This is a genomic window from Bradyrhizobium huanghuaihaiense, from assembly GCF_007830635.1.
GTDB classification, from domain to species: Bacteria; Pseudomonadota; Alphaproteobacteria; order Rhizobiales; family Xanthobacteraceae; genus Bradyrhizobium; species Bradyrhizobium huanghuaihaiense.
On sequence record NZ_VLLA01000001.1, the window covers coordinates 725,372 to 752,366 of the forward strand.

26 protein-coding genes and 1 tRNA gene are annotated in these 26,995 nt (G+C 63.8%); 15 read left to right on the forward strand and 12 right to left on the reverse strand.

Going from position 1 to position 26,995, the window contains the following annotated elements; all coding sequences use genetic code 11:
- Positions 1–17: 17 nt before the first annotated feature.
- Together IQ16_RS03470 and IQ16_RS03475 are read left to right on the forward strand one after the other, a co-directional pair.
- The gene (locus tag IQ16_RS03470) at positions 18–296 is read left to right on the forward strand and encodes a type II toxin-antitoxin system ParD family antitoxin (RefSeq protein WP_018643872.1); all 279 of its coding nucleotides are present in this window, start codon (positions 18–20) and stop codon (positions 294–296) included.
- Positions 286–582, forward strand: a complete 297-nt coding sequence (locus tag IQ16_RS03475; protein ID WP_018643871.1) for a type II toxin-antitoxin system RelE/ParE family toxin — start codon at positions 286–288, stop codon at positions 580–582. Before IQ16_RS03470 ends, IQ16_RS03475 begins: the two co-directional genes overlap by 11 nt.
- Positions 583–588: 6 nt before the next feature.
- Here the strand turns inward: IQ16_RS03475 and proB are convergent, their stop codons facing one another.
- A complete protein-coding gene (proB, locus tag IQ16_RS03480) occupies positions 589–1,710 on the reverse strand; it encodes a glutamate 5-kinase (protein ID WP_018643870.1) in 1,122 nt (373 codons plus the stop codon).
- 224 nt (positions 1,711–1,934) lie between these two features.
- Here proB and IQ16_RS03485 point away from each other — a divergent pair, with 224 nt between their 5' ends.
- Positions 1,935–2,912: a Bug family tripartite tricarboxylate transporter substrate binding protein gene (locus IQ16_RS03485; RefSeq protein ID WP_026312121.1), complete on the forward strand. Its 978-nt coding sequence runs from the start codon at positions 1,935–1,937 to the stop codon at positions 2,910–2,912.
- Between the two features lie 178 nt (positions 2,913–3,090).
- Here IQ16_RS03485 and IQ16_RS03490 read toward each other — a convergent pair whose 3' ends face one another.
- From IQ16_RS03490 to IQ16_RS03505, 4 genes are all read right to left on the reverse strand, one after another.
- Positions 3,091–4,722, reverse strand: coding sequence for an alkaline phosphatase family protein (locus IQ16_RS03490; protein ID WP_018643868.1), 1,632 nt, complete (start codon positions 4,720–4,722; stop codon positions 3,091–3,093).
- A gap of 226 nt (positions 4,723–4,948) precedes the next feature.
- Entirely contained in the window at positions 4,949–5,989 is a 1,041-nt protein-coding gene (obgE, locus tag IQ16_RS03495; RefSeq protein ID WP_018643867.1) for a GTPase ObgE, read from the reverse strand.
- 164 nt (positions 5,990–6,153) lie between these two features.
- Positions 6,154–6,852, reverse strand: a complete 699-nt coding sequence (locus IQ16_RS03500) for an ATP-dependent Clp protease adaptor ClpS (RefSeq protein WP_018643866.1) — start codon at positions 6,850–6,852, stop codon at positions 6,154–6,156.
- A gap of 106 nt (positions 6,853–6,958) precedes the next feature.
- On the reverse strand, positions 6,959–7,438 hold the full coding sequence (locus IQ16_RS03505) for a MaoC family dehydratase (RefSeq protein ID WP_018643865.1): 480 nt from the start codon (positions 7,436–7,438) through the stop codon (positions 6,959–6,961).
- Between the two features lie 261 nt (positions 7,439–7,699).
- Here IQ16_RS03505 and IQ16_RS03510 point away from each other — a divergent pair, with 261 nt between their 5' ends.
- Complete coding sequence (locus tag IQ16_RS03510; protein ID WP_018643864.1) at positions 7,700–8,614, forward strand: DMT family transporter; 915 nt, start codon at positions 7,700–7,702, stop codon at positions 8,612–8,614.
- 172 nt (positions 8,615–8,786) lie between these two features.
- Here IQ16_RS03510 and IQ16_RS03515 read toward each other — a convergent pair whose 3' ends face one another.
- The 3 genes from IQ16_RS03515 to rplU form a co-directional block, all read right to left on the reverse strand.
- Positions 8,787–9,380 (reverse strand): GNAT family N-acetyltransferase, encoded by a 594-nt coding sequence (locus IQ16_RS03515; protein ID WP_026312120.1) that lies wholly within the window; start codon positions 9,378–9,380, stop codon positions 8,787–8,789.
- 150 nt (positions 9,381–9,530) lie between these two features.
- On the reverse strand, positions 9,531–9,800 hold the full coding sequence (gene rpmA / locus IQ16_RS03520) for a 50S ribosomal protein L27 (RefSeq protein WP_018643862.1): 270 nt from the start codon (positions 9,798–9,800) through the stop codon (positions 9,531–9,533).
- A gap of 102 nt (positions 9,801–9,902) precedes the next feature.
- Positions 9,903–10,289 carry a 50S ribosomal protein L21 gene (gene rplU, locus IQ16_RS03525; RefSeq protein WP_018643861.1) on the reverse strand — a complete coding sequence of 129 codons (387 nt, stop codon included), beginning with the start codon at positions 10,287–10,289 and terminating at the stop codon, positions 9,903–9,905.
- Positions 10,290–10,620: 331 nt separating this feature from the next.
- Here rplU and IQ16_RS03530 point away from each other — a divergent pair, with 331 nt between their 5' ends.
- Positions 10,621–11,751 (forward strand): ROK family protein, encoded by a 1,131-nt coding sequence (locus IQ16_RS03530; RefSeq protein ID WP_018643860.1) that lies wholly within the window; start codon positions 10,621–10,623, stop codon positions 11,749–11,751.
- Positions 11,752–11,927: 176 nt separating this feature from the next.
- Here the strand turns inward: IQ16_RS03530 and IQ16_RS03535 are convergent, their stop codons facing one another.
- Entirely contained in the window at positions 11,928–12,791 is an 864-nt protein-coding gene (locus IQ16_RS03535) for an alpha/beta fold hydrolase (RefSeq protein WP_018643859.1), read from the reverse strand.
- Between the two features lie 137 nt (positions 12,792–12,928).
- On the opposite strand from IQ16_RS03535, the gene IQ16_RS03540 reads away from it, so the two are divergent.
- From IQ16_RS03540 to IQ16_RS03585, 10 genes are all read left to right on the forward strand, one after another.
- Positions 12,929–13,018 (forward strand) — tRNA-Ser (locus IQ16_RS03540).
- Positions 13,019–13,112: 94 nt separating this feature from the next.
- Positions 13,113–14,426, forward strand: coding sequence for a DUF6538 domain-containing protein (locus IQ16_RS03545; RefSeq protein WP_145831185.1), 1,314 nt, complete (start codon positions 13,113–13,115; stop codon positions 14,424–14,426).
- A gap of 10 nt (positions 14,427–14,436) precedes the next feature.
- Positions 14,437–14,808, forward strand: coding sequence for a hypothetical protein (locus IQ16_RS03550; RefSeq protein WP_145831186.1), 372 nt, complete (start codon positions 14,437–14,439; stop codon positions 14,806–14,808).
- A 1-nt stretch (position 14,809) separates the two neighbouring features.
- Positions 14,810–15,511, forward strand: a complete 702-nt coding sequence (locus IQ16_RS03555) for a hypothetical protein (RefSeq protein WP_145831187.1) — start codon at positions 14,810–14,812, stop codon at positions 15,509–15,511.
- Between the two features lie 49 nt (positions 15,512–15,560).
- Positions 15,561–16,205 carry a hypothetical protein gene (locus IQ16_RS03560; RefSeq protein ID WP_145831188.1) on the forward strand — a complete coding sequence of 215 codons (645 nt, stop codon included), beginning with the start codon at positions 15,561–15,563 and terminating at the stop codon, positions 16,203–16,205.
- A 10-nt stretch (positions 16,206–16,215) separates the two neighbouring features.
- A complete protein-coding gene (locus IQ16_RS03565) occupies positions 16,216–16,674 on the forward strand; it encodes a hypothetical protein (RefSeq protein ID WP_145831189.1) in 459 nt (152 codons plus the stop codon).
- Positions 16,671–17,120, forward strand: a complete 450-nt coding sequence (locus IQ16_RS03570) for a serine integrase family protein (protein WP_145831190.1) — start codon at positions 16,671–16,673, stop codon at positions 17,118–17,120. Before IQ16_RS03565 ends, IQ16_RS03570 begins: the two co-directional genes overlap by 4 nt.
- A 121-nt stretch (positions 17,121–17,241) precedes the next feature.
- Positions 17,242–18,030, forward strand: coding sequence for a hypothetical protein (locus IQ16_RS03575; RefSeq protein ID WP_145831191.1), 789 nt, complete (start codon positions 17,242–17,244; stop codon positions 18,028–18,030).
- The gene (locus tag IQ16_RS03580) at positions 18,027–18,809 is read left to right on the forward strand and encodes a hypothetical protein (protein WP_145831192.1); all 783 of its coding nucleotides are present in this window, start codon (positions 18,027–18,029) and stop codon (positions 18,807–18,809) included. The genes IQ16_RS03575 and IQ16_RS03580 overlap by 4 nt, the downstream gene beginning before the upstream one ends.
- A gap of 147 nt (positions 18,810–18,956) precedes the next feature.
- Positions 18,957–20,624: a tyrosine-type recombinase/integrase gene (locus tag IQ16_RS03585; protein WP_145831193.1), complete on the forward strand. Its 1,668-nt coding sequence runs from the start codon at positions 18,957–18,959 to the stop codon at positions 20,622–20,624.
- A 358-nt stretch (positions 20,625–20,982) separates the two neighbouring features.
- Here the strand turns inward: IQ16_RS03585 and IQ16_RS03590 are convergent, their stop codons facing one another.
- The 3 genes from IQ16_RS03590 to IQ16_RS03600 are packed head-to-tail and all read right to left on the reverse strand — an operon-like array spanning position 20,983 to position 26,992.
- On the reverse strand, positions 20,983–23,979 hold the full coding sequence (locus IQ16_RS03590) for a C-terminal helicase domain-containing protein (protein WP_145831194.1): 2,997 nt from the start codon (positions 23,977–23,979) through the stop codon (positions 20,983–20,985).
- Positions 23,976–25,781 carry a phospholipase D family protein gene (locus IQ16_RS03595; protein ID WP_145831195.1) on the reverse strand — a complete coding sequence of 602 codons (1,806 nt, stop codon included), beginning with the start codon at positions 25,779–25,781 and terminating at the stop codon, positions 23,976–23,978. The genes IQ16_RS03590 and IQ16_RS03595 overlap by 4 nt, the downstream gene beginning before the upstream one ends.
- Complete coding sequence (locus tag IQ16_RS03600) at positions 25,778–26,992, reverse strand: DUF6361 family protein (protein WP_145831196.1); 1,215 nt, start codon at positions 26,990–26,992, stop codon at positions 25,778–25,780. The genes IQ16_RS03595 and IQ16_RS03600 overlap by 4 nt, the downstream gene beginning before the upstream one ends.
- Positions 26,993–26,995: the final 3 nt, after the last annotated feature.

A 26,995-nucleotide genomic window follows, 5' to 3' on the forward strand; every position in this document is an offset into this window, starting at 1 on the left:
GATAATGGAGCCATCCCATGGCGAGCAGCTACAGCATTGGCAAGCATTTCGAGGACCTGATCGACAACCTGGTCGAGAGCGGGCGCTATGCCACCGCGAGCGAGGTGGTGCGCGAAGGCCTTCGCCTCGTCGAGGAGCGCGAGGAGCGGCGCAAGGTCAAGCTGGAGGCGCTGCGGGAGGAAATCCAGAAGGGCTTTGACAGCGGGCCGATGGAGGAGGTCGATGTCCAGGAATGGATGAACGACATCAAGGCGCGGGGACGGCAACGTTTGGCCGCGCGCAAACGTGGCAAATAGATTTCGCAAAGCCCCGCAAGCAGACCTCGATCTCGATTCGATCTGGGACTTCATTGCTTCGGACAGCGTCAGGTCCGCCGACAAGCAGGTCGCGCGCATCGGCGAGATATTCGAAATGCTCCTGGAGAATCCACTCGCTGGGCGCGAGCGTCGGGAACTGAGGGCCGGCCTGCGCAGCTTCCCGGTTGGCAACTACGTGATTTTCTATATCCCGTTGTCCGATGGTGTGGAGATCATCCGCGTGATGCACGGTCGACAGGATATCGCCTCCGACGACATGCAGTAGCAGGCCTTACCCGCCCACCACCAGATCGTCGCGGTGGATCATCTCGGCGCGGCCGCTGATGCCGAGGATGGCCATCACATCAGGGGAGGAGCGGCCCTTGATGCGCTCGGCATCGTCGGCGTCATAGGCGATCAGGCCGCGGCCGACCTCGCTGCTGTCGGGGCCGCGCACGACCACGGCATCGCCGCGGGCGAACTGGCCCTCGACCTTGATCACGCCGGCCGGCAGCAGGCTGGCGCCGGCGCGCAGCGCGGTCACCGCGCCGGCGTCGATCGTCAGCGTGCCCTTCGGCTCCAGCGTGCCCGCGATCCAGCGCTTTCGCGACGTGATGGGATTGGCGGGCGTCAGGAACCAGGTGCAGCGGCCGCCATCGGCGATCGCCTGCAGGGGATGCTCGATCTTGCCGGAGGCGATCAGCATGTGGGTGCCGCCTGTCGTCGCGATCTTGGCCGCCTCGACCTTGGTGCGCATGCCGCCGCGCGACAGCTCGGACTCGGCATCGCCCGCCACGGCCTCGATCTCCGAGGAGATGCTGTCGACGACCGGAATGAGCTTTGCGTTCGGGTTGTTCTTCGGCGGGGCGTCGTAGAGCCCGTCGATGTCGGACAGCAGCACCAGCAGATCGGCGCTCGCCATGGTGGCGACGCGCGCGGCGAGGCGGTCGTTGTCGCCGTAGCGGATCTCGGTGGTCGCGACCGTGTCGTTCTCGTTGATCACGGGGATGGCGCGCCACTCCAGCAGCTTGCCGATGGTGGAGCGCGCATTGAGATAGCGGCGGCGCTCCTCGGTGTCCTGAAGCGTCACCAGGATCTGGCCGGAGTCGATGCCGTGGGCCCCGAGCACCTCCGACCAGATCCGCGCCAGTGCGATCTGCCCGACCGCCGCCGCGGCCTGGCTCTCTTCCAGCTTCAACGGACCGCGCGGCAATTTCAGGCGGCTGCGGCCAAGCGCGATCGAGCCGGAGGACACCACGAGGACATCGCGCCCTTCCTTGTGCAGCTTGGCCATGTCGTCGGCGAGCGCGGCGAGCCAGGACGCCCGCACCTCGCCCTTGTCGGAATCGACCAGCAGCGCTGAGCCGACCTTGACGACGATGCGGCGGAATTGACTGAGTTCGGGGCTGGCCATGTGTGTCTGTGCTGGCGCGTGTGACGAAATGCTCTGCGTTGGAAACGGCGGAGCGAGAGAGCGGCGCCGGTGAGGCCTGCTTTTGCAGCAGGACGATGGCCGGCGCAAGGCGGCCGGCATGGTAAACGGCGCGGGTCGGGCTTGTCTTTGATCCTGCCTTCAGACTTGTCTTGGTCGCCGGTCCGGTTCTAATGCCGCCAATCAAATGGGCTGGGGGGAAACGAATGGATCGCCGCACATTCATGGCCGGATGTCTTGGAGGAGGACTTGGGCTGCCGCTGCTGGCGCCGGCAGGAGGGGCGCAAGCGCAGGCCGGGCTGACGAAGATCATCTTCCCGTTCGCGGCGGGAGCTGGCGGCGATACGTTGTGCCGGCTGATCGCGCAGGAGATGGCTCCCGTGCTGCAACGGACCATGGTGGTCGAGAACCGCACCGGCGGCGACGGCCTGATCGGCATCAAGGCGGTCAAGGGCGCGAGCCCCGACGGCAGCATGGTGCTGGTGACGACGGGGCCCACCATGTACCTGCTGCCGATGGTGGAGACGACGCCGAGCTTCGACACGTCGAAGGATTTCATGCCGGTGTCGCTGCTGGCGCGATTCGAATTTGCGCTCGTGATGGGGCCGGGCATCGATGCGACGGACTTCAAGGCATTCGTCGCCTGGCTGAAGGCGCATCCCGACAAGACCTCGTTCGGGGTGCCGAGCAACGGCACCATTCCGCATTTCATGGGCTCCAGGCTCGAGAAGGATTTTGGCATTCCCCTAACCCGCGTGCCCTATCGCGGCAGCGCGCCGATCCTCAACGACCTCGTCGGCGGCCACATCTCATTTGGTATCACCACGCTGGCCGATGCACTGCCGCAGCATCGTGCCAAGGGCGTGAAGATCATCGCGGTCTCGAGCGCGGAACGTTCACCCTTCGCGCCCGACGTCCCGACGCTGAAGGAGAGCGGCATCGATCTCGTCGCTGACGCCTGGTACGGCATGTGGCTTCCTGCCGGCAGCCCGCCGGATTTCGCCAGCAAGCTCGGCGCGGCCGCGAGCGCGGCACTCGCCAAGCCGGAGGTGAAAGAGAAGCTCACGGCGATCGGGTTGATCCCGGTCGGCAGCAATGCGGATGGATTGTCGAAGGAGCTCGCCGCCAACACGGCGTTCTGGCAGCCGATCGTGAAGGCGACGGGATACAAGATCGAGAATTAGGTCTCTCCTCCCGTCATTGCGAGAAGCTCGCGACAAAATTGCGTAGCAATTTTGCGCTGATGCGACGAAGCAATCCAGAATCTCTCCGGGGAAAGAACTGGATTGCTTCGCTGCGCTCGCAATGACGGCGTGGATGGATGTTCGATTGTAGCGACGATGCAGACTCGCGAAGAGCAGCCTACATCTTCGCGCGCTGCGCGATGCCGTCCTTGATCGCGGCGAGCTCTTTCTCATCCCAGATGCCGATCAAGACCCCGCCCTTCACCTGGAGTTGGTTGTCGGCATAAGCTGCGATCTTCTCGCGTGGCGTGGTGATGTGGCCGCTCGGATGCAGCGCCCAGTCGAACAGTTCGGCCTGCAACCGCGCGATGATGCCGGCACAATCCGGGTCGTCGCCGCGATCAACGTACTCCTCCGGATCGGTTTCGAGATCGTACAGCATCGGACGGAAGCCGGAGGCGTGGATGTATTTCCAGCGGCCGTCGAACACCATGAACAGGCGGCAGCGCTCGATCGGCTGATTCAGCTTCAGCCGCACGTCCTGCATGGCGTAGTCGTATTCGGAGAACGCCACCTTGCGCCATTCGGGCTTCTCGCCGCGCAGCAGCGGCAGCAGCGAGCGTCCTTCGAGAATGTGGCTAGGGACCTTGCCGCCGAAGTAATCGACGAAGGTCGGCGCGAGATCGATGCCCTCCACCAGTGCGTCGCTGCGCGTGCCACGCGTGGCGTCGGCTTCCCGGGAGGGATCGATGATGATCAGCGGGATCTTCGCCGACTGTTCGTGGAACAGGTCCTTCTCGCCCATCCAGTGATCGCCGAGATAGTCGCCGTGATCGGAGGTGAACACGATCATGGTGGTGTCCAGCAGACCGCGCTCCTCCAGGAACTTCATCAGCACGCCCATCTGATCGTCGATCTGGGTGATCAGGCCCATATAGGTCGGGATCACCTTCTCGCGGGCATCGTCGCGCGCCATGTTGCGGGAGTAGCGCATGTCCATATAGGCGCCGAACACCGGATGCGGATTTTGCCGCTCGCGTTCGGAGCGGATCACCGGGATCATGTCATCCGTCGAATACATGCTGGCGTAGGGCTCGGGCGCGATATAGGGCCAGTGCGGCTTGATGTAGGACAGGTGCAGGCACCACGGCCGGCCGTCGGTCTCGGCCTCGGTGATGAAGTCCATCGCGCGCCGCGTCATGTAGGGCGTCTCGGAATGCTCCTCCGGCACGCGCGCGGCCTTGTCGGCATGCACCAGCAGCCAGCCGTTCTGCAAGGAGCCATCTTCAGCGACGGCTGAATTGGCCCAATGCTCCCAGGGATTGGTCGCGTCAAAACCCTGCTGGCGCAGATACTCATCGTATTTCGGCCGCGGCCGTCCGGTCGGATGCAGGCCGTCGTCGCGCTCATAGGGCTCGAAGCCGCATTCGGCGACGTGCACGCCGATCATCGATTCCGGCGGGATGCCGAGCGCCTTCATGCCTTCGAGGTCGGGCGCCATGTGGGTCTTGCCGACCAGCACGTTGCGCACGCCGATCTTGTTCAGATGATCGCCGAGCGTGGGCTCGCCGACACGCAGCGGCCAGCCGTTCCAGTGCGAGCCATGCGAGCGCATGTAGCGCCCGGTGTAGAACGACATGCGCGACGGGCCGCAGATCGGCGATTGCACGTACGCCTTGGTGAAGAGCACGCCGCGCTTCGCCATGGCGTCGATGTTGGGCGTCTTCAGCGTGGGATGGCCGGTGCAGCCGAGATAATCATAGCGAAGCTGGTCGCACATGATCCAGAGAACGTTTTTCGCGCGCGCCATGCGTTGTCCCTGCCGTTTCTTGTGTGATTGATGCTGCGATATCGGAACGGCGATGACAACCTCATTCCGAATGAATGTGCGAGCTCGTCGCCCCACATTCAGTGTCGTCCCGGCGAAGGCCGGGACCCATACTCCTCAGAAGAGGTTATTGCGCGAGATGGCAATGACCAATCGTCGCCAAATCGCGTTCGGTGGTTATGGGTCCCGGCCTTCGCCGGGACGACCACTAGGCCGACCACGGCTCCGCTTCAGCCGCGCTCTTCGCCTTCGCAGACACCGGGCTTTCGCCGATCACATCCGCGAGCGCGCGCAGCGCTTCCTTCACGCCCTGGCCGGTGACGCCCGAGATCAGGAGCGGCGTCTTCTTGGCGGCGCGCTTAAGGCGGTCCTTCTGCTTCTTCAATTCATCCGGCTCGACCGCGTCGATCTTGTTCAGCGCGACGATCTCGATCTTGTCGGTGAGCTGTCCGCCATAGGCGTCGAGCTCCTTGCGCACCGTCTTGTAGGCCTTGCCGGCGTGCTCGCTTGTCGCGTCGATCAGATGCAGCAGCACGCGGCAACGCTCGACATGGCCGAGGAAACGGTCGCCGAGGCCGGTGCCTTCATGCGCGCCTTCGATCAGGCCGGGAATGTCCGCCAGCACGAATTCGCGGCCGTCGGCGTTCACGACGCCGAGCTGCGGATGCAGCGTGGTGAAGGGATAGTCGGCGATCTTCGGCCGCGCCGCGCTGACCTTGGACAGGAAGGTCGACTTGCCGGCATTGGGCATGCCGACGAGGCCGGCGTCCGCGATCAGCTTCAGCCGCAGCCAGATCCAGCGTTCCTCGCCGGGCTGGCCGGGATTGGCGTTGCGCGGCGCGCGGTTGGTCGACGACTTGAAATGCGCGTTGCCGAAGCCGCCATTGCCGCCCTCGGCCAGCACGAATTTTTCGCCGACCTTGGTGAAGTCGTGGATCAGCGTCTCGCGATCCTCGTCGAAGATCTGCGTGCCCATGGGGACCTTCAGCACGATGTTCTTGCCGTTGGCGCCATGGCGGTCCGAGCCCATGCCGTTCTCGCCCTTCTGGGCCTTGAAGTGCTGCTGGTAGCGGTAGTCGATCAGCGTGTTCAGCCCGTCCGCGACCTCAAGGATGACATTGCCGCCGCGGCCGCCATTGCCGCCGGAGGGGCCGCCGAATTCGATGAACTTCTCGCGGCGGAACGCCACGCAGCCGTTCCCGCCGTCACCGGAGCGGATATAGACCTTTGCTTCGTCGAGGAATTTCATGGGCCATAGGTAGGCCAGCCGGCCCCCTCCGGCAACCCGGATTGACCCGCAAATCGGCCGAAATTCCGCGAATTTCGGCCCTTGCTTAACCCGATGGCACCGTCCGGCATGACTTGTATGTGATACAGCCGGATCGAAACAGGGGGCGCGCTCCGTGCAGACCGTCAGGCCGGCGGCGCATCGCCGGCCGGCAGCAGGACGCAGCGAAGTGGGTGCTGACGGGCCGCCGCAAGGTTTTGGATTTTTTCACGAAAGGCCACAGCCTCGGTGCGGGGAAACACCCCGCAGGAGCCGCGCTTGCGCGCATGGGTGGAAAACACGATCGCGGTGGCGCGCTCGCGGCTCATCCCGAAGACGTTCTCGAGAACGAAGGTCACGAACTCCGCCGGCGTATAGGGGTCGTTCAGCAGGACGACCTCCAGGTCAGCCGCCTCGCCGCGATCGGCTTCGACGTCCGCAATTGCGCCCTTGACGATACCATGGCTCAGATAAACCAGCGCGTCGTAGCGGGTTGCGCCCTGTGCGAGAAGGAAGCGGCCGACCGGCTCGGCGAACAGCTCGACCAGGATGTCGGCGCCGGTCACCACCGTCCGTTCGGACAGCTGTGCCTCGTTGAAGGCAAGCTGGAGCAGATGGCCCAGGCCCGTCGTCGGGTCCGTCGTGCCTGCGGTCTCGACATCCCGCCGCAAGCGCGTCAGGTCGATGCCGCAGGCCTGCAGCACCGGCGATGCGTCTTCGTCCTCGATCAAGGCAATCAGCAGATCCTGCGGGCCGGGATGCGTGCGGCCTTTCGCCCGGGCGGCCGACGTCGCGCGCAGGAGCGAACGCTTGAATGTCTCGGAGCAGGGCGGAAGCAGTGCCATCGCGGGCCTTTGCGTACGGGCGGAGTGTGCACGGGCTTTGTCGGCACTTTCTCCGCCGCGGTTCACACGGTGCGGCCCGCTCCGCTCGCGCCGCGAGACGGCTCCGCTATCCCGGCCGGCGCCGGATCAGGAATTTCTGCATGCCCTCCAGCACCAGCTCCTTGCGCTGGTTGAACACGGTACTCCCTAGCGTGACCACGCCCGTCGTGCGTCCCGGCACCAGCTCGGTGACCTCGAGCGCGGGATAGATGGTGTCGTCGGCGTACACGGGTTTGAGAAACCGGCTCGATTGCTCGAGGAAGCCGACGAGGGAGTCCTCGACCATGAACGGAAACAGGCCGGCGCCGGGCGCAGTGTGGATCAGGGTCTGGAAGCCGTGGGCGAGCAAATGCGGCATGCCGCGGCTGCGGCAATATTCCACATCGTAATGCACGGGATGGGTGTCGCCGCTCGCGGTCTGGAATGCTGCGAAGACCGCGGAGGTCTGGGTGCGGCTCGGCAGCACGAAGCGCTCACCGACCACGAAATCCTCAAACCAGCGTTGCGTGGGGATCATGCGATGTTGGTTCGGATCGAAATCGGTCATGCCAAAGCTCTTTTTCTCGGTGCCGCCTCTATCGCTACCGCGATGCGAAGAGTGCGACAATCCGTTCAATTCGGCGGGGGCGGGCTTGTCCCGCGCGTCCACGCCATTAAAACGGCCGCAAGCGACACTATTCGCCGATTCCTGATGCTCTCTCCCCGTCATTGCGAGGAGCGAAGCGACGAAGCGATCCAGACTGCCGCCGCGAAGACAGTCTGGATTGCTTCGCTTCGCTCGCAATGACGATCCCTCGCAGTTCGATCGATGCCCTTCTTCAAGAACCTCTCCGCCTACGACGACCGCTCCGCGCGCCTGGCCGGCATCGCGCTGATGGTGCTGTCGATCTTCATGTTCTCGTTCGGCGACGCCATGGGCAAGTTCCTGGTCGGGACCTATTCGGTGGGGCAGCTCTTGTTCCTGCGCGCCTGCGCGGCGCTGCTGTTGCTGTCGCCGCTGATCTGGAAGCAGCGCCATCAGTTCCTGCATCTGGAGCGGCCGGGCCTGCAGCTGTTTCGCGTCGTGCTCTCGACGCTGGAGGTCGCCGCCTTCTTCCTCGCCACGGTCTATCTGCCGCTCGCCGACGTCATCACCTATTATCTCGCAGGTCCCATCTTCGTCACCGCGATGTCGGCGATCTTTCTGGGCGAGAAGGTCGGTTGGCGGCGCTGGACCGCGATCCTGATCGGCTTCTGCGGTGTCTTGATCGCGCTGCGGCCGTCGGCCCAGACCGTCAGCCTGCCGGCGCTGATCGCGCTCGGCGGCAGTCTCTCCTTTGCAACCCTGATGCTGATCACGCGCAGCCTGCGCAAGACGCCAGACATCGTCATGGCGTCCTCGCAGTTCATCGGCACGTTCTCGCTTGGCGCGGTGCTGTCGACGTTCCACTGGGTGCCGCCGACCTCGGGCAGCCTGGTGATCTTCGCGTTGGCCGGGCTCATCTCGGTGACCGCGCTGTTCTGCGTCAACCGCTCGCTCAAGCTGGCACCGGCGAGCGTCGTGGTGCCGTATCAATATTCGATGATCGTCTGGGCCGTGATCTTCGGCTTCGTCGTGTTCGGCGATGTCCCCTCGATCGCGACCATCGTCGGCGCGGCGATCATCAGCGGCGCGGGGTTCTATATCTACTTGCGTGAACGGGATTTGGGGCGCGCGAGCGCCGAGGTGAATCCGCCGGCATAGCCGCGCCCACACTGTCGTCCCGGACAAGCGCAGCGCAGATCCGGGACCCATACCCACTGGGAGACGTTTTGCGAAGACTCGGAGTGGGAGCTTTGCCTCACACTCCTCCCTGTGGTTATGGGTCCCCGCGTTCGCGGGGACGACAGTTGTGTTTGCCGCTGTGCCCCGCGTCCTACCTCACCCGTCTCGCGCTGCTCCAGCTCTTCAGCGACGCCCACACGCCGCGGGAGAGGCGGAAGCAGTCGACCGGCGTGGAGGAGCCCAGCGCCAGGAAGCGGTGCAGCTGGACGCCGCTCCACTGGAAGCCGCACTTCTCCAGCACCTTGCGCGAGGCCGGGTTGGTGACGCGCGCGCCGGCATGGAGATGGTCGTCCTCGTACTCCTCGAAGAAGAAGTCGATCGCGCCGCGCGCAGCTTCGGTGGCGAAGCCCTGGCCCCAATGCTCGACGCCGAGCCAGTAGCCGAGCTCGGCGTTGCCGGGCTTGGAGCAGTCGATCCCGACCATGCCGACCGGGCCGCTGTCGTGCTCGATCAGGAACACGGTCTCGCTGCCGAGCTCGGACGTGGCGCGGATGAACTCGACGGCGTCGTCCTGCGAATAGGGATGCGGCAGGCGGCGCGTGTTCTCGGCGACGCGGCGGTCGTTGGCGAGCCGGGCGATGGTCCTGACGTCGGCGAGGGTCGGCCGCCGCAACGTCAGCCGCTCGGTGGCGACAACGCTCGGTCTCGCCTCCCGCAAGGTCACGCTCGAGAAGTCCTGCAACATGTCCGGCTCCGTGAAAGTCACTAAGTCAAAGTGAGCAAGTCAAAGAAAAGGGGAGGCCGGTTTCCCGCCTCCCCTGGAGCCTTCGATCTGTTGATCTCTAGGACTCCGCCGGTTTGGTAGGACCCGGCGGACTCCAATTTGATCCACCGTCTATTCAGCCGCCTCTGCGATCGGGAGTACCGATACAAAGGTGCGGCCGTTGGCTTTGGCCTGGAATGCAACACGACCTTCAACCTTGGCGAACAAAGTGTGGTCCGTGCCCATGCCGACATTAAGGCCGGGGTGCCAGGTGGTGCCGCGCTGACGCGCAATGATGTTGCCGGGAGTGACGATCTCCCCGCCGAACGCCTTGATGCCGAGGCGCTTGCCCTTCGAATCGCGTCCGTTACGCGATGAACCGCCTGCTTTTTTGTGAGCCATGGCTCGTCTCCGAAATCCTGCGTATTTCTAGATCAATTCCTTGACGGAATCATTTCACGATTTCTCACGCATCAATTCGTGAATTGGCGTGATCAAATCCCGTTATTCGGCGGCTTCCTTTACGGACTCCTTGGCCACCTTCTCCTTCTTCGGACGCGGGCCCTTGGTGGGCTTGGCGCCGTCCGCCAGGATCTCGGAGATACGGAGGACCGTGATCTCGTCGCGATAGCCGCGCTTGCGGCGCGAATTCTTGCGGCGGCGCTTCTTGAACGCGATGACCTTCGGGCCGCGCTTGTGGTCGAGCACCTCGACCGCAACGGACGCGCCTGCGACCGTCGGAACGCCCAGCACCGGCGTGTCGCCGCCGAGCACCAGAACTTCATTCAACTGCACGATCGAGCCGACTTCGCCTTCGATCTTGCCAACTTCGAGAACATCATCCGGCACGACGCGGTATTGCTTGCCGCCGGTTTTGATGACTGCGAACATCGTTCTTTCTCCGTGTTCAATCCCGGCCTCGGGACGAGCATCGTCCGGGTCGGCTTTTTGTCAGTCGCTATGGGTTTATGTGCGTCTTGTGCGGGTGGGAGTTATCCCTTTGAAAACCCACGCAAAAACAAGCAGCGCGAGAAACGCCCCGCGCCGGCTGTGGGACTTATAGCGGCCAACAGCCGCAAGTCAAGAAAAAGCGGGCGAAAATGGCCCGGATTTGAAGGATTTGGCTCTGCTGCCGGCCTTCCGCCAAATCTCGACCGGCCTTGCAACAAACCGGTTCCCCCGCCGTTAGTCCGCCGGAACAGATAAGCGGGCAAGGGCTCCCATGGCAACGGACGAACTGGTCAAGACGACGGGCATCGCCCAGCACGGGGCGAGCCGCCTGCCGTCAGTCGACGTCGACAGCTTCAACATCGAGATCAAGGACGAGGACGGTTTTCTCGGCGATCGCGCCAGCAAGGGTGCGTTTCGCGAGATCCTCGAACAGTGGCGCAAGCCGTTGCGCAAGAGCGGCGAGGATCCGTTCGGCGACGAGCCATCCGACAAGATCAGCAAGAAGGCCCTCGATGCGGTTCTGGTCGGCGACGATACCGAGGCCACGGCGGTCGTCCATAGTGCGATCGAGGATTTCGCCCAGGAGCTCGCTTATGTCACCCGGCGGTTTCTCAAGACCAAGGCCTGGGCCAAGACCGAATGCATCGTGGTCGGTGGCGGCTTCCGTGCCAGCCGGCTCGGCGAAATCGCCATCGCCCGGGCCGAGATCATCCTGAAATCGGAAGGCTTCAAGGTCGACCTCGTGCCGATCCGCTTCGATCCGGATGATGCCGGCCTGATCGGCGCCCTGCATCTCGCGCCGTCCTGGATTTTCGAGGCCTATGACAGCATCCTCGCGGTCGACATCGGCGGGACCAACATCCGCTGCGGCATCGTCGAGACGCGTTGGAAGAAAGCGCCCGATCTGTCCAAGGCGGGGGTCTTCAAATCCGATCTATGGCGCCATGCCGATGACGAGCCGAGCCGCGAAGCCGCAGTCAAACGGCTGGTCAAGATGCTCGAAGGCCTGATCGAGGACGCCGAGGCCGAAGGCTTCAAGCTTGCGCCCTTCATCGGCATTGCCTGTCCCGGCGTGATCAACGCGGACGGCTCGATCGAAAAGGGCGCGCAGAACCTGCCGGGCAATTGGGAGAGCAGCAAGTTCAACCTGCCGGCAAGCCTCGTCGAGGCCATCCCCGAGATCGGCGCGCATGACACCGCGATCCTGATGCACAATGACGGCGTGGTTCAGGGCCTCTCCGAGGTGCCGTTCATGCAGCATGTCGAGCGCTGGGGCGTGCTCACCATCGGGACCGGGCTCGGCAATGCGCGCTTCACCAACCGCCGCAAGGAGAACGGCAACGGAAAAGACAGGGATTCTACGGAGAACGGGAAGAAAAAAGGTAAGAACGACAAGGAGTAACCTTGATCGGTTAGGTTAAGGACCGGATTGCGTTGCGGGGCGCAGGCTGCACGCTAGGGTCGAATCGTCGCTTCACCTGGCCGGCGAAGCCGCCCTTCACGGCCAGCATTGCAATGAGCGGCACGGGACCGCCAGTGTTTACCGCGTCTGGCGGTCCCACCCGTTCTTCCGATGTCTCAGCTCCAGCCGATGCGCTGAAAGAACGCCGCGATCTCCGCCGCCGCGCGATCCGGGTCTTCCCGATGCGGGAAGTGGCCGACGCCGGGAAACTTCGCGAGATCGAGCGCACTGAAGGTCTCGGAGAGCCGATCGGTCCACGCATAGGGAAACAGCGGATCGTGCTCGGCCCAGCGCACGCAGGTCGGCACGTCGATCGGTGGAAGCTGTGGTGCTTCGCCCTTCATCATCGCGACCCGCCCGGCATGCGAGGCCCGATAATGCGCAAAGCCGCCGACGAGATTGCCGTCTTTGAAGAAATTGTCGGCAAAGGCGTCGAGGACGTCGTCGAAGGCGTTCTTGCGATGCGCCCAGCCCTTCAGGAAGTGGCCGATATAGAGCCGGCAGTTTTCGCGGCTCGCACCGACCAGCGCCGGCGCCATCTCCATCTGCTGGAAGGACTGGTACCAGATGTGGTTGAGCCGATCAGGCGCCGCCATGCGCGGCCCGATGCCGGGATAGACGAAATCGAAGAAGAACAGCCCGGCGAGCCGCCCCGCTGCCTGCCGCGCCAGCGGCTGCATCACGGCGCCGCCGACATCGTGCCCGACCACGCCGAATCGGTCGATGCCGAGCCCCTCCATCAGCGCCAGCATGTCGGCCGCATGGCCGTCCGGCCCAAAAGGCCCATCCGGCTTGTCGCTGTCGCCGAAGCCGCGCAGGTCAGGCGCGATCAGGGTGAAGCGGTCCGAAAGCCTGGATATCACCGGCTCCCAGGTCAGCCAGAATTCCGGCCATCCATGCAGCAAAAGCAGCGGTTTTCCGCTTCCGGCGCGAACCACGTGGAATTTGGCGCTATTGGCCGTGACCGTCAGATGCTCCATGGCAGTTCCTTCCCAGGGAGGCGGGATGGAGGTGAAAGAGGCAGCGGATTTTCCCCTTTCGCGCCTTGTCTGGCCCGCCATCCTCGCCTATTAACGCCCCCAACCACAGGGGCCGCAGCTCCTATATGGCGCCTTCAGGAGAGGTGGCAGAGTGGTTGAATGCACCGCACTCGAAATGCGGCATAGGTGCAAGCCTATCGGGGGTTCGAATCCCTCCCTCTCCGCCACCCCCCTCGAAAACCCCTAGAAAACAGCGGACCTTTTGAATCCAAAGGGTTTTCCGGATCCACCGTTGGTACACAACGTCGGTACACACGGATCATGGTTAACGCATCGTTTACGCCGAAGCGCCATCCGGAAAGCGGAATCTATCTGTTCCGGAAACGCGTCCCCGAACGATTGAAGGACGTCGTCGGCAGGAGCGAGATCAAGTTCTCGCTGCAGACGCGCGATCCCGCCATGGCGCGGATCCGCAACCTCGAAGAGCTGGCGCGGCTCGAGCGCGCATGGGCCGAGATCGACGGCACGCGCATCACGAATTCGGAGCGCTTCGCCTCCTATTTGGACGCCAAGTTCTCGCGCGTGTCCGCGGCGGGCCGCGAGCCGGAGCCGGCGGCCACCGACACTGCGTCGGTGCCGGCCGCGCCCGCTTTGTCACCGGTGTCCGTGACGGCAGTCTCGCCCACGGCGCCGGCCGCAGGCGCGCCGAAGCCGCCGGTGCCGCTGCGCCTCCTCTTCAAGTCCTACGCAAAGGAAGCCCAGCTCTCGCCCGCCACCGTCAAGCGCTGGACCCCGGTCGTCGAGCGGCTGATCGGTCATCTCGGTCATGACGATGCCGCGGCGATCACGCGCGCCGACATCGTCGCCTGGAAGGACACGCTGCTCGAAGGCGGCATGAAGAACATCACGATCCGGGACGTCTACCTCGCCGCGACCAAGGCGCTGCTTCAGTTCGCCGTCGACCAGGGGCTGCTCGCCGGAAACCCCGCCAAGGAGGTGAAGGTGCGTGTCAAGAAGAAGGTCAAGGAGCGCGAGAAGGGCTTTGACGGCGTCGAGGCGGCGAAGATCCTGACCGCGACGCTGCGGCCGTTCTCGCACCTGATCAGCGAGGAGATGGCGGCGGCGCGCCGCTGGCTGCCCTGGATCGGCGCCTACACGGGCGCGCGCATCAACGAACTGACGCCGCTGACGGCCGCCGAGTTCGTCAAGCGCGACGGCATCTGGATGATCCGCATCCGCGGCGCCAACAACAAGTTGCGCACGTTCCGCGAGGTGCCGCTGCACGGCCACCTGATCGAGCAGGGACTGCTCGACTACGCGAAGTCGCGCGGCAAGCGGCCGCTGTTCTACGACCCCGGCCGCGGCCGCGGCGGCAAGGATGCGAATCCGCACCATAAGAAGGTCGCGGAGCGCATCGCGGAATGGGTGCGCTCGCTCGGCATCGACGCCGGCGTCGCGCCGTCCCACGGCTGGCGCCACCGCTTCTCCAGCGTCGCCCGCTTCGTCGGCATGCCGGAGGACGTCCGCAACATCATCCAGGGTCACGCCGGGGCGAAGGTCGCCGACGACTACGGCGAGACCTGGCCGCTCGTCGCGCTCCGCGAGATCGAGAAACTGCCCCGTTACGTGGTCTAGAGGAATCGCGATGTCGAAAGTCACCTACACCATGTTCATCGACAACGGCGACGGTGCCGCCGCCGTCGTGGCGTGCGGCGTGCCGCTGCCCCGTGCGCTGGTCCTCGCGTTGGAATATGGAGGCAAGGGCAGGGCCACGATCGTCCACAGCGACATCGGTCCCTTGCGCCAATTCGCGATCGGACGACGCCCCGCAGGCGGAGGCGACTTCGAATGCGCGACGTACACCATGGTGCGCCGCTCGGGCTCTCCCGGTCTCGATGCGGATCGGGCGATGGAGGTCTTCGAGCAGGTGCTGCTGCAGCATCCTTACCAGTTCTGGAACGGCCGCGTCGTGACCGACGAAGATTTCGCGCGCCGGCATACCGCAGGGAGCGCATGACATGACCGGGACGACGAGATTGACGACGTTCCTGCCGGGCTTCGGCGGCTTCCACGGCACCCGCTGGGAGAATCTGTTCCCGTTTTCGCTGGACAGGTGCGCGGAGCGCTTCGCGAGGTACGAGGGCGCCGACGAACTGACCGCCGCCGATCTCGATGCGATCCTGCGCGAGACCAGCGAGGCCTCGCGCTTCTTCGCCGCGCTCGCCACGCGCTACTGCCGCCGCTTCGACGCGGACATTTCGCGATGGCTGGGGTTCGAGCTCGGATTGACGTTCTCCGAATTCGACATCCCGGCGGCCGCGGGCGGCGGCACCACCGACTTCATCCTCGCCACGATGCCGATCGGCAGCGCCGGCAAGCTGCTCGAACGCAGCGCGAAAGAGGGGCACCAACGGCTCCTCGGGTCGATCCGCGACCGCTTCGCGCCCCACGACGGTGTCGTTCCCTATCCCGAGGATGCCGTGGAGCAGTGGCTCGCCGAACCCGTCGAACGCTGGGGGCGGGTCGAACTCTGCGACCTGCTCGCCGGCTTCGTCGATCCCGAGATCGAGGAGCGGCTGTACGCCGAGATGACGGGCGGCGACGACGTCCGCCTGTCGTTCGAGGAGGCCGTCGACTGGACGCGGTTCGCGGACCTCGTCTCCACCCGCCGGAAGGCATCGTCACAGCCCGGTCCCCACCACCCGGAACAGCGCGCGTAGCGCGAGAGAGGAAATCGAAATGAGTCTGCTTCCGACGCTCGAGGGCTATATGAGCGACTTCTCCGGCTTCTCGTCGCCGGCCTGGGCGCCGCTGCTGTCCGGTGCGCGCGATCGCGCCGCCGGGGCAAGCGCGTTTCTGCAGATGCATGACGAATTCGACCGCGACGACTTTCTGAAGTTCTTCGCGGAAACGGCCGACCCCGCCAAGCAGTGCGCGACGCTCGCGAAATCGTTCTGCCAGACCTTCGCGATCCAGCTGGCGCTCAAGCTCGGAATTCCGCACGGCGTCCGCTTCGACCGGTACGATCCCGCGTCCGATCGCATCGTGGTGCTCGTCCCGCTCGGGACCGTGCGCAGGCTCCTCGACCGTTGCGCGGAAAAGCGCCACCGGTCGCTCGACGGCCTGCGGCCCGGCGAGTTCGAGGCGCTTTGGGACTTCGACTGGGAGGCGGGCGCGCGCCAGAGCGAGGCGGTGAGCCGGGCGCTCGAGAGGATGGATGCCGTCGCGGTCGGCAAGTTGCTGCGCGCGTTCGCCAGCCCCGGCATCGAGAAGAAGGCGATCAGGGAGATCTCGGTCGAGGCCGCGGCGCAGGCGTTCGCGGACTCGATCGACCCGAACAAGTACCGGGCCGCGAAGGAACGCCGCCGGCGCGAGAAGCACGCGTTCGCGTTCGGTCGCCCGGGGCACGCATAGGAGCGCGAACATGGACAAGACACCGACAACCGAACGCGGCCCGTCGATCGACCACCCCTGGCGCTCGGTCTATATCGCCACGCCGCGCCGCATGGACGGCAAGAAGTACGCGATGATCATCAAGCGCGATGGCGGCGAGGAGACCATCGCGCACAATGTGACGATCGCTCAGGCTCTCGTCATCGCGCTGGAGCATCGCCGCGAGCACGGCGCCGCCATGTTCTACCGCGACCGGACCGACTTCCGTGAGTACGTCATCGGTCGCCGTCGGTTGGACGGCGGCGTCTTCGAGCCCGTCCTGCGCGGCGTGGTCCCGCGGACCGCCCTCGTCGCGGCCGACCACGTCCGCGCGCTCGAATTCTTCGAAGAGATCATGGAGGACGACCCGCGCATATTCTTCGAGGGGCGCCTAACCAGGACGACGAAGCGCGCGATGCGCCGGGTTGACGTCAACGGAGAAGCGACATGACCGAAGGAACTACGACGAGCAAGACGAAAGCGGAGGCGCCTGCGAAGCGTTTCTTCGCCTACTGCAAGGTCGAGCGCCCGCCGTCGGTCGAAAAGCAGCGCGAGCTTTGTCGGACCTTCGTCGCCGCACAGGGCGGCGCTATCGTCGACGAGGCGTTTGACGTCGGGGCCGGCGCCGTAGTGGAGATGCCTGGATACGCACGTCTCTACGATGCTCTGGAAGGAGGAACGGTCGACGCCTTCGTGACGGACATGACGGTGTTCGGTCCCACCATGATCCTCGGCTTGTTCGCGGTGTGCACCGTCGGCGGCGTCGAGATATGGGACCTCACCCGAGGACGCGTCACCGCCGACCAGATCCATGCGCTCGGCGAGTCGCTCCGGCATGGGCTCGAGTCGAACGAAACCGTGCACGACATGCTGGGCCCGAAAAGGTCGGTGAACTGACGAAAGGAAAAGAGATGACCAAGAGAACGATCGTGGACACCTTCCTCCCGAGCTTCGGCGGATTCCGGCACAAGAAGATGAAGAAGTTCCTGGAAAATCTGGAATTCGACGGCGAGACATCATGACCAAGACGCAGACCTACACTCTCTACCTTCCCGAGGACTACATCGACAAGGACGACACCGTGATCGCACGGGGGCTGTCGGCCACGGAGGCGATGAAGGTCGTCTTCGGCTACGAAAGCGGCTGGAAGACCAACGTGCACGAGAGCGATTATGGGACCTTCACGCACTACGTCCTGACGGCCTTTCCCGACAAGCGCCGGGCCGACAGGGCCTTCAACGAACGGCTGCACGCCACCGTCGTCCGCGGCGGCGACGCGGACCGCGACAGGGCGGCGGCGATGGAGATGATCGCGGCCCAGGTCATCCGGTTCAACCATCTCTACTGGGAAGGCCGGGTCGACGGCGACACGAGCTTCGACGAACGCCTCGGCCGGGTGGCTAGGGCGCGCGAGGTGCGCCGGATCGACCGCGAGATCGCGACAAAGCTCGTCGACGCCTTGTTGGCGGACGGCTACACGATCACCTGCGACCTGCAGGACGACGAGCCGGAGTTCGAGCATTCGACCGATCGCGACGGCATCCTCGACTATCTCTGGCAGGTCGAGTGCGCCGAACTGGCCGTCCACAAGGGAAAAAAGAACGGCTCCATCAGCCTGACGTTCGACGAGGACGGGTGGGATGTCGTTCGCGACTACAGCGTCGATCTCGAACGCATCATCGATCCGATCTGCGAACCGTATTTGCCGTGGAATCAGCCGGATGCCGACCAGCGCGACCACGGGATCCGCGTGCTCGTGCTGAACTCGCCCGACGACGTCCTCAAGATCGAGAAGATGCTGAAATGACCGATCAGGCCGATAAGCGCACGTTCACGGTCTACCTCGCCCCCGCCGACATCGGCGACGACCACATTGTCGTCGCCCACAATCTCTCGGGTCTCGAAGCGATCAAGACCGCGCTCGAACTCGGCGGAGCCTGGGGCGTCCACGACTGGGAGGACGAATACGAGACGTTCAGGCTCTACCGGTGGCGACCCCACGCCAAGCAGTGGCCGAAGGACGGCCGCGAACCCGACTCGCTGTACGCCACCGTGGTCAAGACGACGGACCGGGTTCGCGATCGTGCGGTCGGCATGTCCATGATCGTCGATCAGTTCCTGCGTCAGAGCAGAAAATATTCGAAGGCGCATGTCGAAACCGACCACGAGTTCGACAAGCGGCTTCTCCATGTCGCGAAGCGGCGGGAGGTCCATCGCCTCGACAGGGTGATCGCCACGAAGCTGATCGATGCGTTGCTCGCCGAAGGTTACGTCGTCACCGACGCGTCTTACGAGGAGTTCGAACGCTCCGCCGACCGGGAGGCGATCCTCGAGATCCTGCTGGACGTCGATCGGATCGAACTCTTCGTCGAAAGGAACGACGAGGAGTCCTGGATGCGGCTGATCTTCGGCGAGAACGGATGGGACCTCGTGCAGGACTACACCGTCGACCTCGGCTACCTGATCGATCCCATCGTCGAGCCGCTCCTGCCGTGGAAGCGGGATCGCGCCGGCCGCCGCGAAGGGTCCGACGCCCTTGCGTCGAGCCCCGAGATCCCTCCCGAAACGGAGAGGGTGCCGAAATGACGGAGGAAACACGATCGACCGCCGGAAGAACGCTTCCTCGACGAGATGGTCGAGGGATATGGGCGGGCTTAGGGAATATTTCACGGATCGGGGCGCAAATGGACGGCTGCCGGCCGGCACCCGCCGCCGGGCACCGGTGGGCGTCTCGTGCACAAGAAGGAAGAGAAGGAGCGAGGACCGATCCGCGACAGCGGCGGCGTGTACCATTACCGTCGCCGGATTCCCGACGACGTCCGACGCGTGCTGCGCGAACTGGACGCGAACTCCGGGGGCAAAGGTCCGAAGCGCGACAAACGTGAGGAAAAGAAGCGCCTCGGGCGAAACGAGGCCTTCGCCAAGGCGGCGTGGGAAAAGCACGACCAGGCCGTCGAAGCCAGGTGGGCGGAATTGCGGAGCGGCCGATCGACCGAACTCACGCGAGTCCATATCCAGGCGCTGGCCGGAGAGATCCATCGACGCTGGCTCAAGCTCTATCCGCCAGGCGACGCGAACACGCGCGAGGGCGCGGGCCATACGCTGCGCGTCATGCAGGAGATCGACGGCGAGATCGAGCGGGAGTTCACCTCTCCCGGTTTCGATGACGATCGCCTCGAATTCCTCCACGGCGATCATGTCGACGCCGTGCTGGCCGCGCGCGGGCTGATCGTGAGCTTCGGCGTCCGATGGGGATTGATCGAAGCCGCGCAGGACGCCGCCAAGCACGCATGTCGCGTCGCCATCAGGAAAGCGGGCGGCGACCTTCGGGCCGATAAGGACGAAGATCTCTATCCCGATTGGCCCAACGCCGAGAGCACCACGCTGTCGGGCCTGTGCGCCGCGTGGACCCGGCGGACGCCGACCGTAAAGCCCGAAACCCACGCCTCGTTCAAGGCGTGCGTCGACCAGTTCATTGCCTTCGCCGGACACAACGAAGTGTCCGAGGTGACGGTCGATCAACTTCGCAAATGGATCGAGCACCTGAAGATCGTGCGGAGACTGAGCGATCTGCGCATCAAGGACGGATACTTCGCCGCAATCAAGACGATCTTCAATTCTGCGCGAAAGCAGGGCCTTATCCGCGTCAATCCGTGCGATGCGATCGTCCCCGACGGCGAGCCGCTGCCCCGCAAGAGGGAGAAGGACCTGCGAGACGGCGAGGTCTACGCGATCCTGAAGGCCAGCCTCAAGTCTCACGCCGACGTCTCCGAGGATGTCGCCAACACGCGCCGCTGGGTGCCCTGGCTGCTCGCCTACACCGGCGCGCGCGTCGCCGAGATGACCCGACTGGAGTCGAGGAACATCGTGTTCGAAGCCGGCGCATGGGCGATCGACATCGAGGAGAGCAAGAACGGTCGACCGCGCATCGTTCCGATCCACCGCCATCTCGTCGAGCAGGGCTTCCTGGAATTCGTCGAACGACGCGAGGGGATGCCCTTGTTTTTCGGAGCCGAAAAACTGAAGGACGAGCGCCTCATCGTGCACAAGACGCGCGCCGAAGGCCTCGCCGAGTGGGCGCGCAAGGTCGCCGAAATAGAGAAAGGCACGGTTGCGCCCAACCACGGATGGAGACATCGGTTCAGAACCGAGTGCCGCCGAATTTCGATGGACCGCGAGGTGCGCCTCTATATCCAGGGACACGCGTTCAAAATGGAAGGCGAGAAATACGGCTTCTTTCCGGTCGACGTCACCTCGGCCTGGATGGATCTATTTCCGACGTACGACGTCCACGGAAGCGCACTGCGGGTGGAACGGGTGGTCGGTAACGACGTCTTCGAGCGAGCTCTGGCGTTCCTCCACAACGATCGACGGTCACGAACGTCGGACAAGGCTGCCTAAGAGGGAAATTCTGCCATCCAGCCTGCGGTCGACTTGCTCGTCGCAGAGAAGTTCCTGCGGTTCGAAACTCCATCGATCAAGCGTCGAAAAGGCAGTTGATCGAATTCTTGCAGAGGCGCAACCGGAAGCCTTGCAAATGTCATCTTGAAAAGAAACTTTCATCGATGAAAGCGGTGGATTGCTGCGCGCCGACCGTACTCACCTGCGATACGGACGGCCCGGCAAACCCGTAAGAAGCGGGAGCGTACGGACGCCGGAGACCCGGGCTATCGACGATTTTAACCACAGCTCGATCACGCCGCTAGGCCAATCCGGCGGAAGATCCTTCTGAATACGGTATGGACATATCGCCACCTGTCTATTCTCGGTGTTTGCGATGCGAAAATGCCGAAAGGTCCAGTGTGAGAGTTCGCAACTCCTTCGCGCTTTCGGCATCGTGATTGGTCAGAAGATCCACCAGATCCTCCTGATCAGGTTGTCCCAGCGCGAGGCGATAGAGCAGCCGCTGATTTCGCAATCGCGCGAACCGATTCAAATCGCGGCTCTGCGGAAGCGCGAAGAGATGACGTTTGAATTCGGCGTTCGGCATCGTCCACCACGGGCTCATGCCCGTCTCGTCGCCGTAGGACTTGTCCGCCTCCCGCGCGATCGTATCCCAAGGCGACGATCCAAGTTCACGCGATTCCCGCAACGCCGTCCTTCCGAGAGCTTCGGCCAGAGGCCTACGAACGGTCAGGCCGCCGAACCGCTGGATGCGTCCTTCGCGCTGTTCGAGATCGACCGGGCTCGAACACAGGTCCCAGTGACCCAACCGATCGCACCAGCTATGGAAATCAAGGCCTTCTTGCCCGACTGACGTCGTCACCAGGACATGCGGCCAGAACGGAGTGTTGAAGGCGGCGCGGATTTCTTCGGCTCGTGCCGGCGGCGGTTCGTCGGTACCGCGGTCCTGTCGCTGTGTCTCGCTTTCCGTCGCGCCGAACGGCACTGCTGCGTGGCATCTTATTCGGAGCCGGTCCTTCTCTCCGACGTCCTTGAACGCAAATGTGCCAACGTTCGCCCCGAGTGCGGCTGCGAGATCGTCGATCAGTGCCTCTGAATCTACCTTGGATTTTCGCAGCCAGAAGTGCTCGTCCAGGGTCGCTTCCAGACACCCCTCGACGCAAGCACGCTGGAATTTCTCGGTTGCGCTTTCGCCCGGTAACACGGACCAAAAGACTGGGCGGTCGAGGTAGGGTCGGAAACGAGACCAGCAGAAACGGACGAGGCGCAGGTAATGATCATGGTCGAACTCGAAAAGCGCGGGAAGGTGTCGAAAGAGCGCACGACCGACAACGTTGCCGGGAGCTCCCAGGGCTAGGTCGACCAACGCATCCAGTTCCCAAGTGGAGATCCAAGCGACTGGCTCGGCTTCGTGACGTTGCTTCAGAAGCAATTGCAGTGTGCCATCGGTGACCGCAGCTTTCTTCCAAACCTTCCGAATGGACTCGTAGTCGCGCGTCCGAACACCCGACTGCGCGCGCTCGATCGCCGCCAGCACGGCCCACGCGGGCCTGCGCCGGCGATTGTCGCGCGCATTGGGCGCCTGCGGCGAGATGGACTTCGGAAGCGCCCTGACGATTTGCTGGCGCACTGATAGCCGTATCTGTTTCATCGTCGCGTTCTCCCTCGCACGAAGGGGATCGACAGACATGATCAGAAACGGGGATGGATGGAAAAGGGCCAGCGTCGGCCCTTGATCCGGCTTCGGATTGAGATGCCGTTTCCTCCAAGCGCGAGCGTAGGACAGATGTTTCTTTCCCCCGTAACGACGTTCCACTTCGAGACTCGTCAGCGCCGCGACGCTTTGAGGGGTCGCACGGAACCGACTGAAGATCAGCATCTTCGAAGAAGTCTCGACCTTCGCCCAAGGCCCGGAAGGGGTCCACCAGGGGAGCGACGGCGCCACCCACGGCAACGCAATTGCGCTTGCGGGAGCGAGCGCGTTCAGTGCCCGTAGCTTTGCGCTTCCCCAGCCGTCCTTCGGTGCCTTGAAGCAGTTGGTGACGTTGAGGCGAGGCACGCTTCGAGACACGGGGAAATCGACCCCGCGCGAGATCTGATAGCGGTCGCCGAGCGCTTGAGCGGGAAGTGGCACGGACAACCAGTAAGAGATCGCGCACCCCTTGAACTTGTCCTGAACGTGCTCAGCGAAATGTCGGTAAACGTCGAGATCGTGCGGCTCCATAGTCGTCGGCCGCGGCAATTCTCCGACGTGCGTTGCGACGGGTCTCTCGGTCCGAGACATGAGCGGCGTCAGCATCTTCTCCAGCGCAAGCTTGATTTCGCGCGCTTCGGCCATCGGTCCCGACCTTTCGCCGGGCATGAGCCGTCCAATCGCATGCAGCAAATCTCCGAACCTCCGGAACATATTCTGGGCGGAGGTTCGCACCGACTTTCCACCCAAAAACTCTATGATGTCGAAGAACTCGTCATGAGGCTGCGCCCCTGCCCCCGACTCCCATCGCTCAGCATAAAAGCGATAGGGCGTGGCCGACAGCAGCAAAAGAGGTGGAGGCGCTCCGCCTTCCGGGCCGTCGAGCAAGGCTCGCGCGAGCTGATTGTTCGCGGCCGGATCGAACAGCTCCCGGTAGCACTGAAACTCGTCGAACACGACAAGGTCAGGGGGCGTCGCTGCGAGGGCCGCTTGGGCAAGCGCCTTTCGAAGACGTCCGAGCGTGTGCCCGGGCTTCGCGTCCTTAACAACCTTAAGGATGGCGTCTCTTACAGAAGGACCGAATTCCGTGCGCAACGCGCTGCCGTATGCGTCGACGAAGCGACGCGATACGTTCTCCATCCTCTCGCTTGCTTCCCTGTGGGCCCACGGCCAACTGGATGTCGCGCCGTGTTCGAGGAAGCCTTTCGGGAATTCCGATCTTAAACCGGGATATCGCTCGTCGAGCAGGCAACCGATGAAGGCACGCTCGACTGCCTTTCCACCGTAGAGCCGCCGCGATCCGGAGAAAGACGTCTTTGGCGTGAACGCATAGAGCCGCATTTTCCGTGGAGCGGACTCGAAGGGCATGAGGCCGACTCGATCGACGTTGGATAGCGCGGCTTTCGCTTCCTCGTCTTCCAGAAATCGCAGCAATTCCGACTTGTTCTGGTCCGCGACCTTGAGACCGCTGGTAATGTAGTAGACGATGAACTTGCGGGCGCCGTTTGTCAGTGCAGCGATCGTATCCCGAGCAACAACCGTCTTCCCGAGCCCAACCTCGTCGGCAATTAGAAAACGGCGGAGGGCATTGCCGCCACGCAACGCTGCAGTCGCCGCTTCCACCGTCGCTTGTTGAAAAGGTTTGACGCGGGCGGTCACGAGGCGAGTCGCTCGCGTGCCATTGCCCAGATCAAAGACAATTCATGCAGATCGGCTTTGTCCGCATCGCTGAGGTTCTCGCCGTGCGCAAGGATCGCCTCAACGTAAGGACCGAAATGGCGATCAACCCGCTCGAAGGCTCTGTTATCTCTTGCCCACGCAGACAGGATGTCTTCCAGGGTAAGTCGATCATAGACGGAAGAACTCCTTCCCCGGAGCCTCTTGCCCGGTTCCTCGTCCCACGGCGTGTCGTCCGAGGGCAAGGTGTCGCCGTTGAGCCTCGTGCGCATCCACTCGTGAAAGGCACGAAGGCCCATGTGGCGCGCGAGTGCGGCGAGATCGCGGCCCTTTTCCAGCCCCGGGGTAACTTCGACGCGCTGCATCCATCCGAGCTCGTCCGTCGGTCCTGAGATGCGGACGTGGACGAATTCGCTTTGGAGCGAGAGCGGAACGGATCCGAGCTCGAGGACGCTCGCGCCGATGGGCCAGGGAAGCAGATCGCCGTTCGCGTGTCCGACCTCGAGCTTGTGATCGGCATGCGCGAGCTCCGGCACGATCCCGGCGTCCAGCGTGAATTTTTCTCCGTCGCGCAACAGCCGCGGATTCCACGTCGCCACCAGGCGCCGACGCGACTTTTCGAGCGCATCGGCGGCGCTCTTGTCGGTCGGCCGCATGTTTGCGAGTTCATCGACGATGACGGGAGTAGCCAAGCCGGTCAGAAACTGAAGGCCTCGGCGAAACTCGGCGCCTGCGCCCAATTCTACCATGATCTCGGAGTTTCTGCCTGACCAGGCCCGATCCGTCGCGTTCGCGCTGCCGACCCTGATGATGCAGTCCGCGCCCATGTCGAAGCTGTAGATCTTCGCATGTAGGGACAGCGGTGCGGGTTCGGCGTCGTCTTCCGCGGTGGCGTCCGCTTCGCCTCGCGCAGCCGCTCCTTCATCGAGGGCCGGGTCGGGAACCGCGTAAGCGAGAATCTTCGAGAAGCCGGCGAGAGGGTTGCCTGCCCGGTTTGCCAGCTCGACTAGCGACGGCATCGTGGAAATCAAAGTTCTTGCACCGTCGGGTCCCCATCCCGACGCCGTCTTCACGAAGGCCGGGGATAGGAAGGGACTTACGATGGTCACGCCGTGGAGCTTACCCGGTGGTGGTTCCGGCGGGAGGACGACGCCCTCGCCGAGGCCGTCGAGCAGCGAGCGGACCGCGTATCCGGACGGTGCTTCCCACCATGTTTGTTCGAGCTCCGCCGCCAAAGTTTCGCCGTCGGATCGTCCCGCATCGTTCGCAAGTCTCGCGGCGACCGAGCCGATTCCGGGAAGAAGTACTTTGTTCTTTCCGCGTTTCGATCCTCCGGTCAGCAGAACGCCGACATCCAGATCGCGGGAACGCGTCAGGTTTCGACTTCCGATCCAGAGCTTCCAACCGCTTGGTGCGGACAGCACGTCGTATGCGACGAGCGCGATCTTTGGATGCCAGCTTCGCGTCTGCTCATCGTGAGGCTGCTCGATAATGAATTGATCGAGGATGCCGGCGATCTTTGGAAGGGCGACTGGCCGTGCGATACGCCCGCGCTGGATGAGGATTTGGACTTTGCCCGCCAGATGGTCTATCGCCTGGGCGAAATCGACCGCCGTTCCGCTTCCTTTTTCGTTGTTCTTGCCGATGAGCGCGAGCAGGGTCGCTGCCACCGCCGAGACGTCCACTGAATAGCTCGCGAACAGCGCGATGCGCACCGAAGCGGACGGGTCTGGGCGCAATTCGTCAAGATAGGGCTGCCCTTGCCACGCGTGCCGCTCGCTCATGCGGCGCCCGTCAGATCGCCTAGCAGGCGCTTCACGTTGTTCCAGCGATAGTGCAGCGGCTCTGCTTTGCCGTGCTTTGCCGCCTGCCATTCCAACCGTCGGTCCACCCCGAACTGGTTGTCGCTCAGCCGGGTCCGGTCCTGCTTCCTGCTCCGCTCGGCCCGCGCGTAGGGCTCTAGCAATTGCATGGGATCCCGTCCGCCCTTCTTTACCCATTCGTGCGTGTCTACCAGCACCGTCTTGACCGCCGGGGGCAGGCTGCCGACATCGTCGAGGAACGCCTCAAGGTTCAGGGCCGCCGCCTTCTTGCCCCACAACGCGATCGTTTCAGGCAAGTGATCACGATGAATGACGGTCGGCGCCCGTTTGTCGCGAACGCATTTAATCGTCTCGACCTGGGCCGCGTAGACAGCGCGTCCGATCGCGGACAATGCGGCGGCCTGCCCGGCACGCGACAGCATGGGAGCTTCGTCACCCGCCAACGCTATGATAGATTTGTCCCAGCAGTATGTCGCATCTTCGATGCCTCGACCGACCAACCGCGCGAGTAGGGAAGGTCGCGTCTGATCGGCGGGAGAGCGCACGGCCTTCAACTTGCGAAAGAGAAATTGCCGTTCGGCCTTCGGCATCGCCAGCGACATCTTCCCGTTTCCGCTCCAGTCGCTCGGTAGATCGGGCAGTCCGGCAATCGGCCACGGAACTGTCTCGAGCGGTCTTCCGTCGTCGTCGAGCAGGGTACGGCTTCTGGACGCGGCGAGAAGACGTGCTATGTCAGTGCGGCTCCAGGGGCGCCCGTCCGGACGGGTACCGATGAGTCCCCATTTGGCGAGGGCCGTCCAGTAGACGTAGGCCGGAGGTTGGCTGATCGCCTTCGGGTAGACTTCGCCGCCTATGACTCCGTCCTTCTCGCCTGCCTCACCGTTGAATTTCAGACGCCCCGTTATCGCGTGCTCCAGATCGATATACGCCTGGCCGAAGTCGCGAGGCGATGGCCTTCTTTCGCGAAGGGTTTCGAAAATCCACGGGATCAGAAGAGCGTAGCGCAAACGCGTATGCAGCACTGAGGTGCCCGGAAAGAAGTGATCCGCGTAGCGTTGGTGGATGATAAGGAAGCCGACCTCGTCGCGTACTCCGGCGGTGCCGCCCAACATCGATTGCTCAGCCTGTCCCAACGCCTTGCGGGACAGGAATGTAAATCCGAACGACGACATGTT

Bases quoted from the DNA above. Each gene is read 5' to 3' on its own strand.
- IQ16_RS03470 (WP_018643872.1), top strand. From the start codon at position 18: ATGGCGAGCAGCTACAGCATTGGCAAGCATTTCGAGGACCTGATCGAC.
- obgE (WP_018643867.1), bottom strand. From the start codon at position 5,989: ATGAAATTCCTCGACGAAGCAAAGGTCTATATCCGCTCCGGTGACGGC.
- proB (WP_018643870.1), bottom strand. From the start codon at position 1,710: ATGGCCAGCCCCGAACTCAGTCAATTCCGCCGCATCGTCGTCAAGGTC.
- IQ16_RS03545 (WP_145831185.1), top strand. From the start codon at position 13,113: ATGGTTAACGCATCGTTTACGCCGAAGCGCCATCCGGAAAGCGGAATC.
- IQ16_RS03595 (WP_145831195.1), bottom strand. From the start codon at position 25,781: ATGAGCGAGCGGCACGCGTGGCAAGGGCAGCCCTATCTTGACGAATTG.
- rplU (WP_018643861.1), bottom strand. From the start codon at position 10,289: ATGTTCGCAGTCATCAAAACCGGCGGCAAGCAATACCGCGTCGTGCCG.
- IQ16_RS03485 (WP_026312121.1), top strand. From the start codon at position 1,935: ATGGATCGCCGCACATTCATGGCCGGATGTCTTGGAGGAGGACTTGGG.
- IQ16_RS03490 (WP_018643868.1), bottom strand. From the start codon at position 4,722: ATGGCGCGCGCGAAAAACGTTCTCTGGATCATGTGCGACCAGCTTCGC.
- IQ16_RS03505 (WP_018643865.1), bottom strand. From the start codon at position 7,438: ATGACCGATTTCGATCCGAACCAACATCGCATGATCCCCACGCAACGC.
- IQ16_RS03570 (WP_145831190.1), top strand. From the start codon at position 16,671: ATGACCGAAGGAACTACGACGAGCAAGACGAAAGCGGAGGCGCCTGCG.
- IQ16_RS03550 (WP_145831186.1), top strand. From the start codon at position 14,437: ATGTCGAAAGTCACCTACACCATGTTCATCGACAACGGCGACGGTGCC.
- IQ16_RS03560 (WP_145831188.1), top strand. From the start codon at position 15,561: ATGAGCGACTTCTCCGGCTTCTCGTCGCCGGCCTGGGCGCCGCTGCTG.
- IQ16_RS03510 (WP_018643864.1), top strand. From the start codon at position 7,700: ATGCCCTTCTTCAAGAACCTCTCCGCCTACGACGACCGCTCCGCGCGC.
- IQ16_RS03575 (WP_145831191.1), top strand. From the start codon at position 17,242: ATGACCAAGACGCAGACCTACACTCTCTACCTTCCCGAGGACTACATC.
- IQ16_RS03530 (WP_018643860.1), top strand. From the start codon at position 10,621: ATGGCAACGGACGAACTGGTCAAGACGACGGGCATCGCCCAGCACGGG.
- IQ16_RS03600 (WP_145831196.1), bottom strand. From the start codon at position 26,992: ATGTCGTCGTTCGGATTTACATTCCTGTCCCGCAAGGCGTTGGGACAG.
- IQ16_RS03515 (WP_026312120.1), bottom strand. From the start codon at position 9,380: ATGTTGCAGGACTTCTCGAGCGTGACCTTGCGGGAGGCGAGACCGAGC.
- IQ16_RS03500 (WP_018643866.1), bottom strand. From the start codon at position 6,852: ATGGCACTGCTTCCGCCCTGCTCCGAGACATTCAAGCGTTCGCTCCTG.
- IQ16_RS03565 (WP_145831189.1), top strand. From the start codon at position 16,216: ATGGACAAGACACCGACAACCGAACGCGGCCCGTCGATCGACCACCCC.
- IQ16_RS03555 (WP_145831187.1), top strand. From the start codon at position 14,810: ATGACCGGGACGACGAGATTGACGACGTTCCTGCCGGGCTTCGGCGGC.
- IQ16_RS03580 (WP_145831192.1), top strand. From the start codon at position 18,027: ATGACCGATCAGGCCGATAAGCGCACGTTCACGGTCTACCTCGCCCCC.
- rpmA (WP_018643862.1), bottom strand. From the start codon at position 9,800: ATGGCTCACAAAAAAGCAGGCGGTTCATCGCGTAACGGACGCGATTCG.
- IQ16_RS03535 (WP_018643859.1), bottom strand. From the start codon at position 12,791: ATGGAGCATCTGACGGTCACGGCCAATAGCGCCAAATTCCACGTGGTT.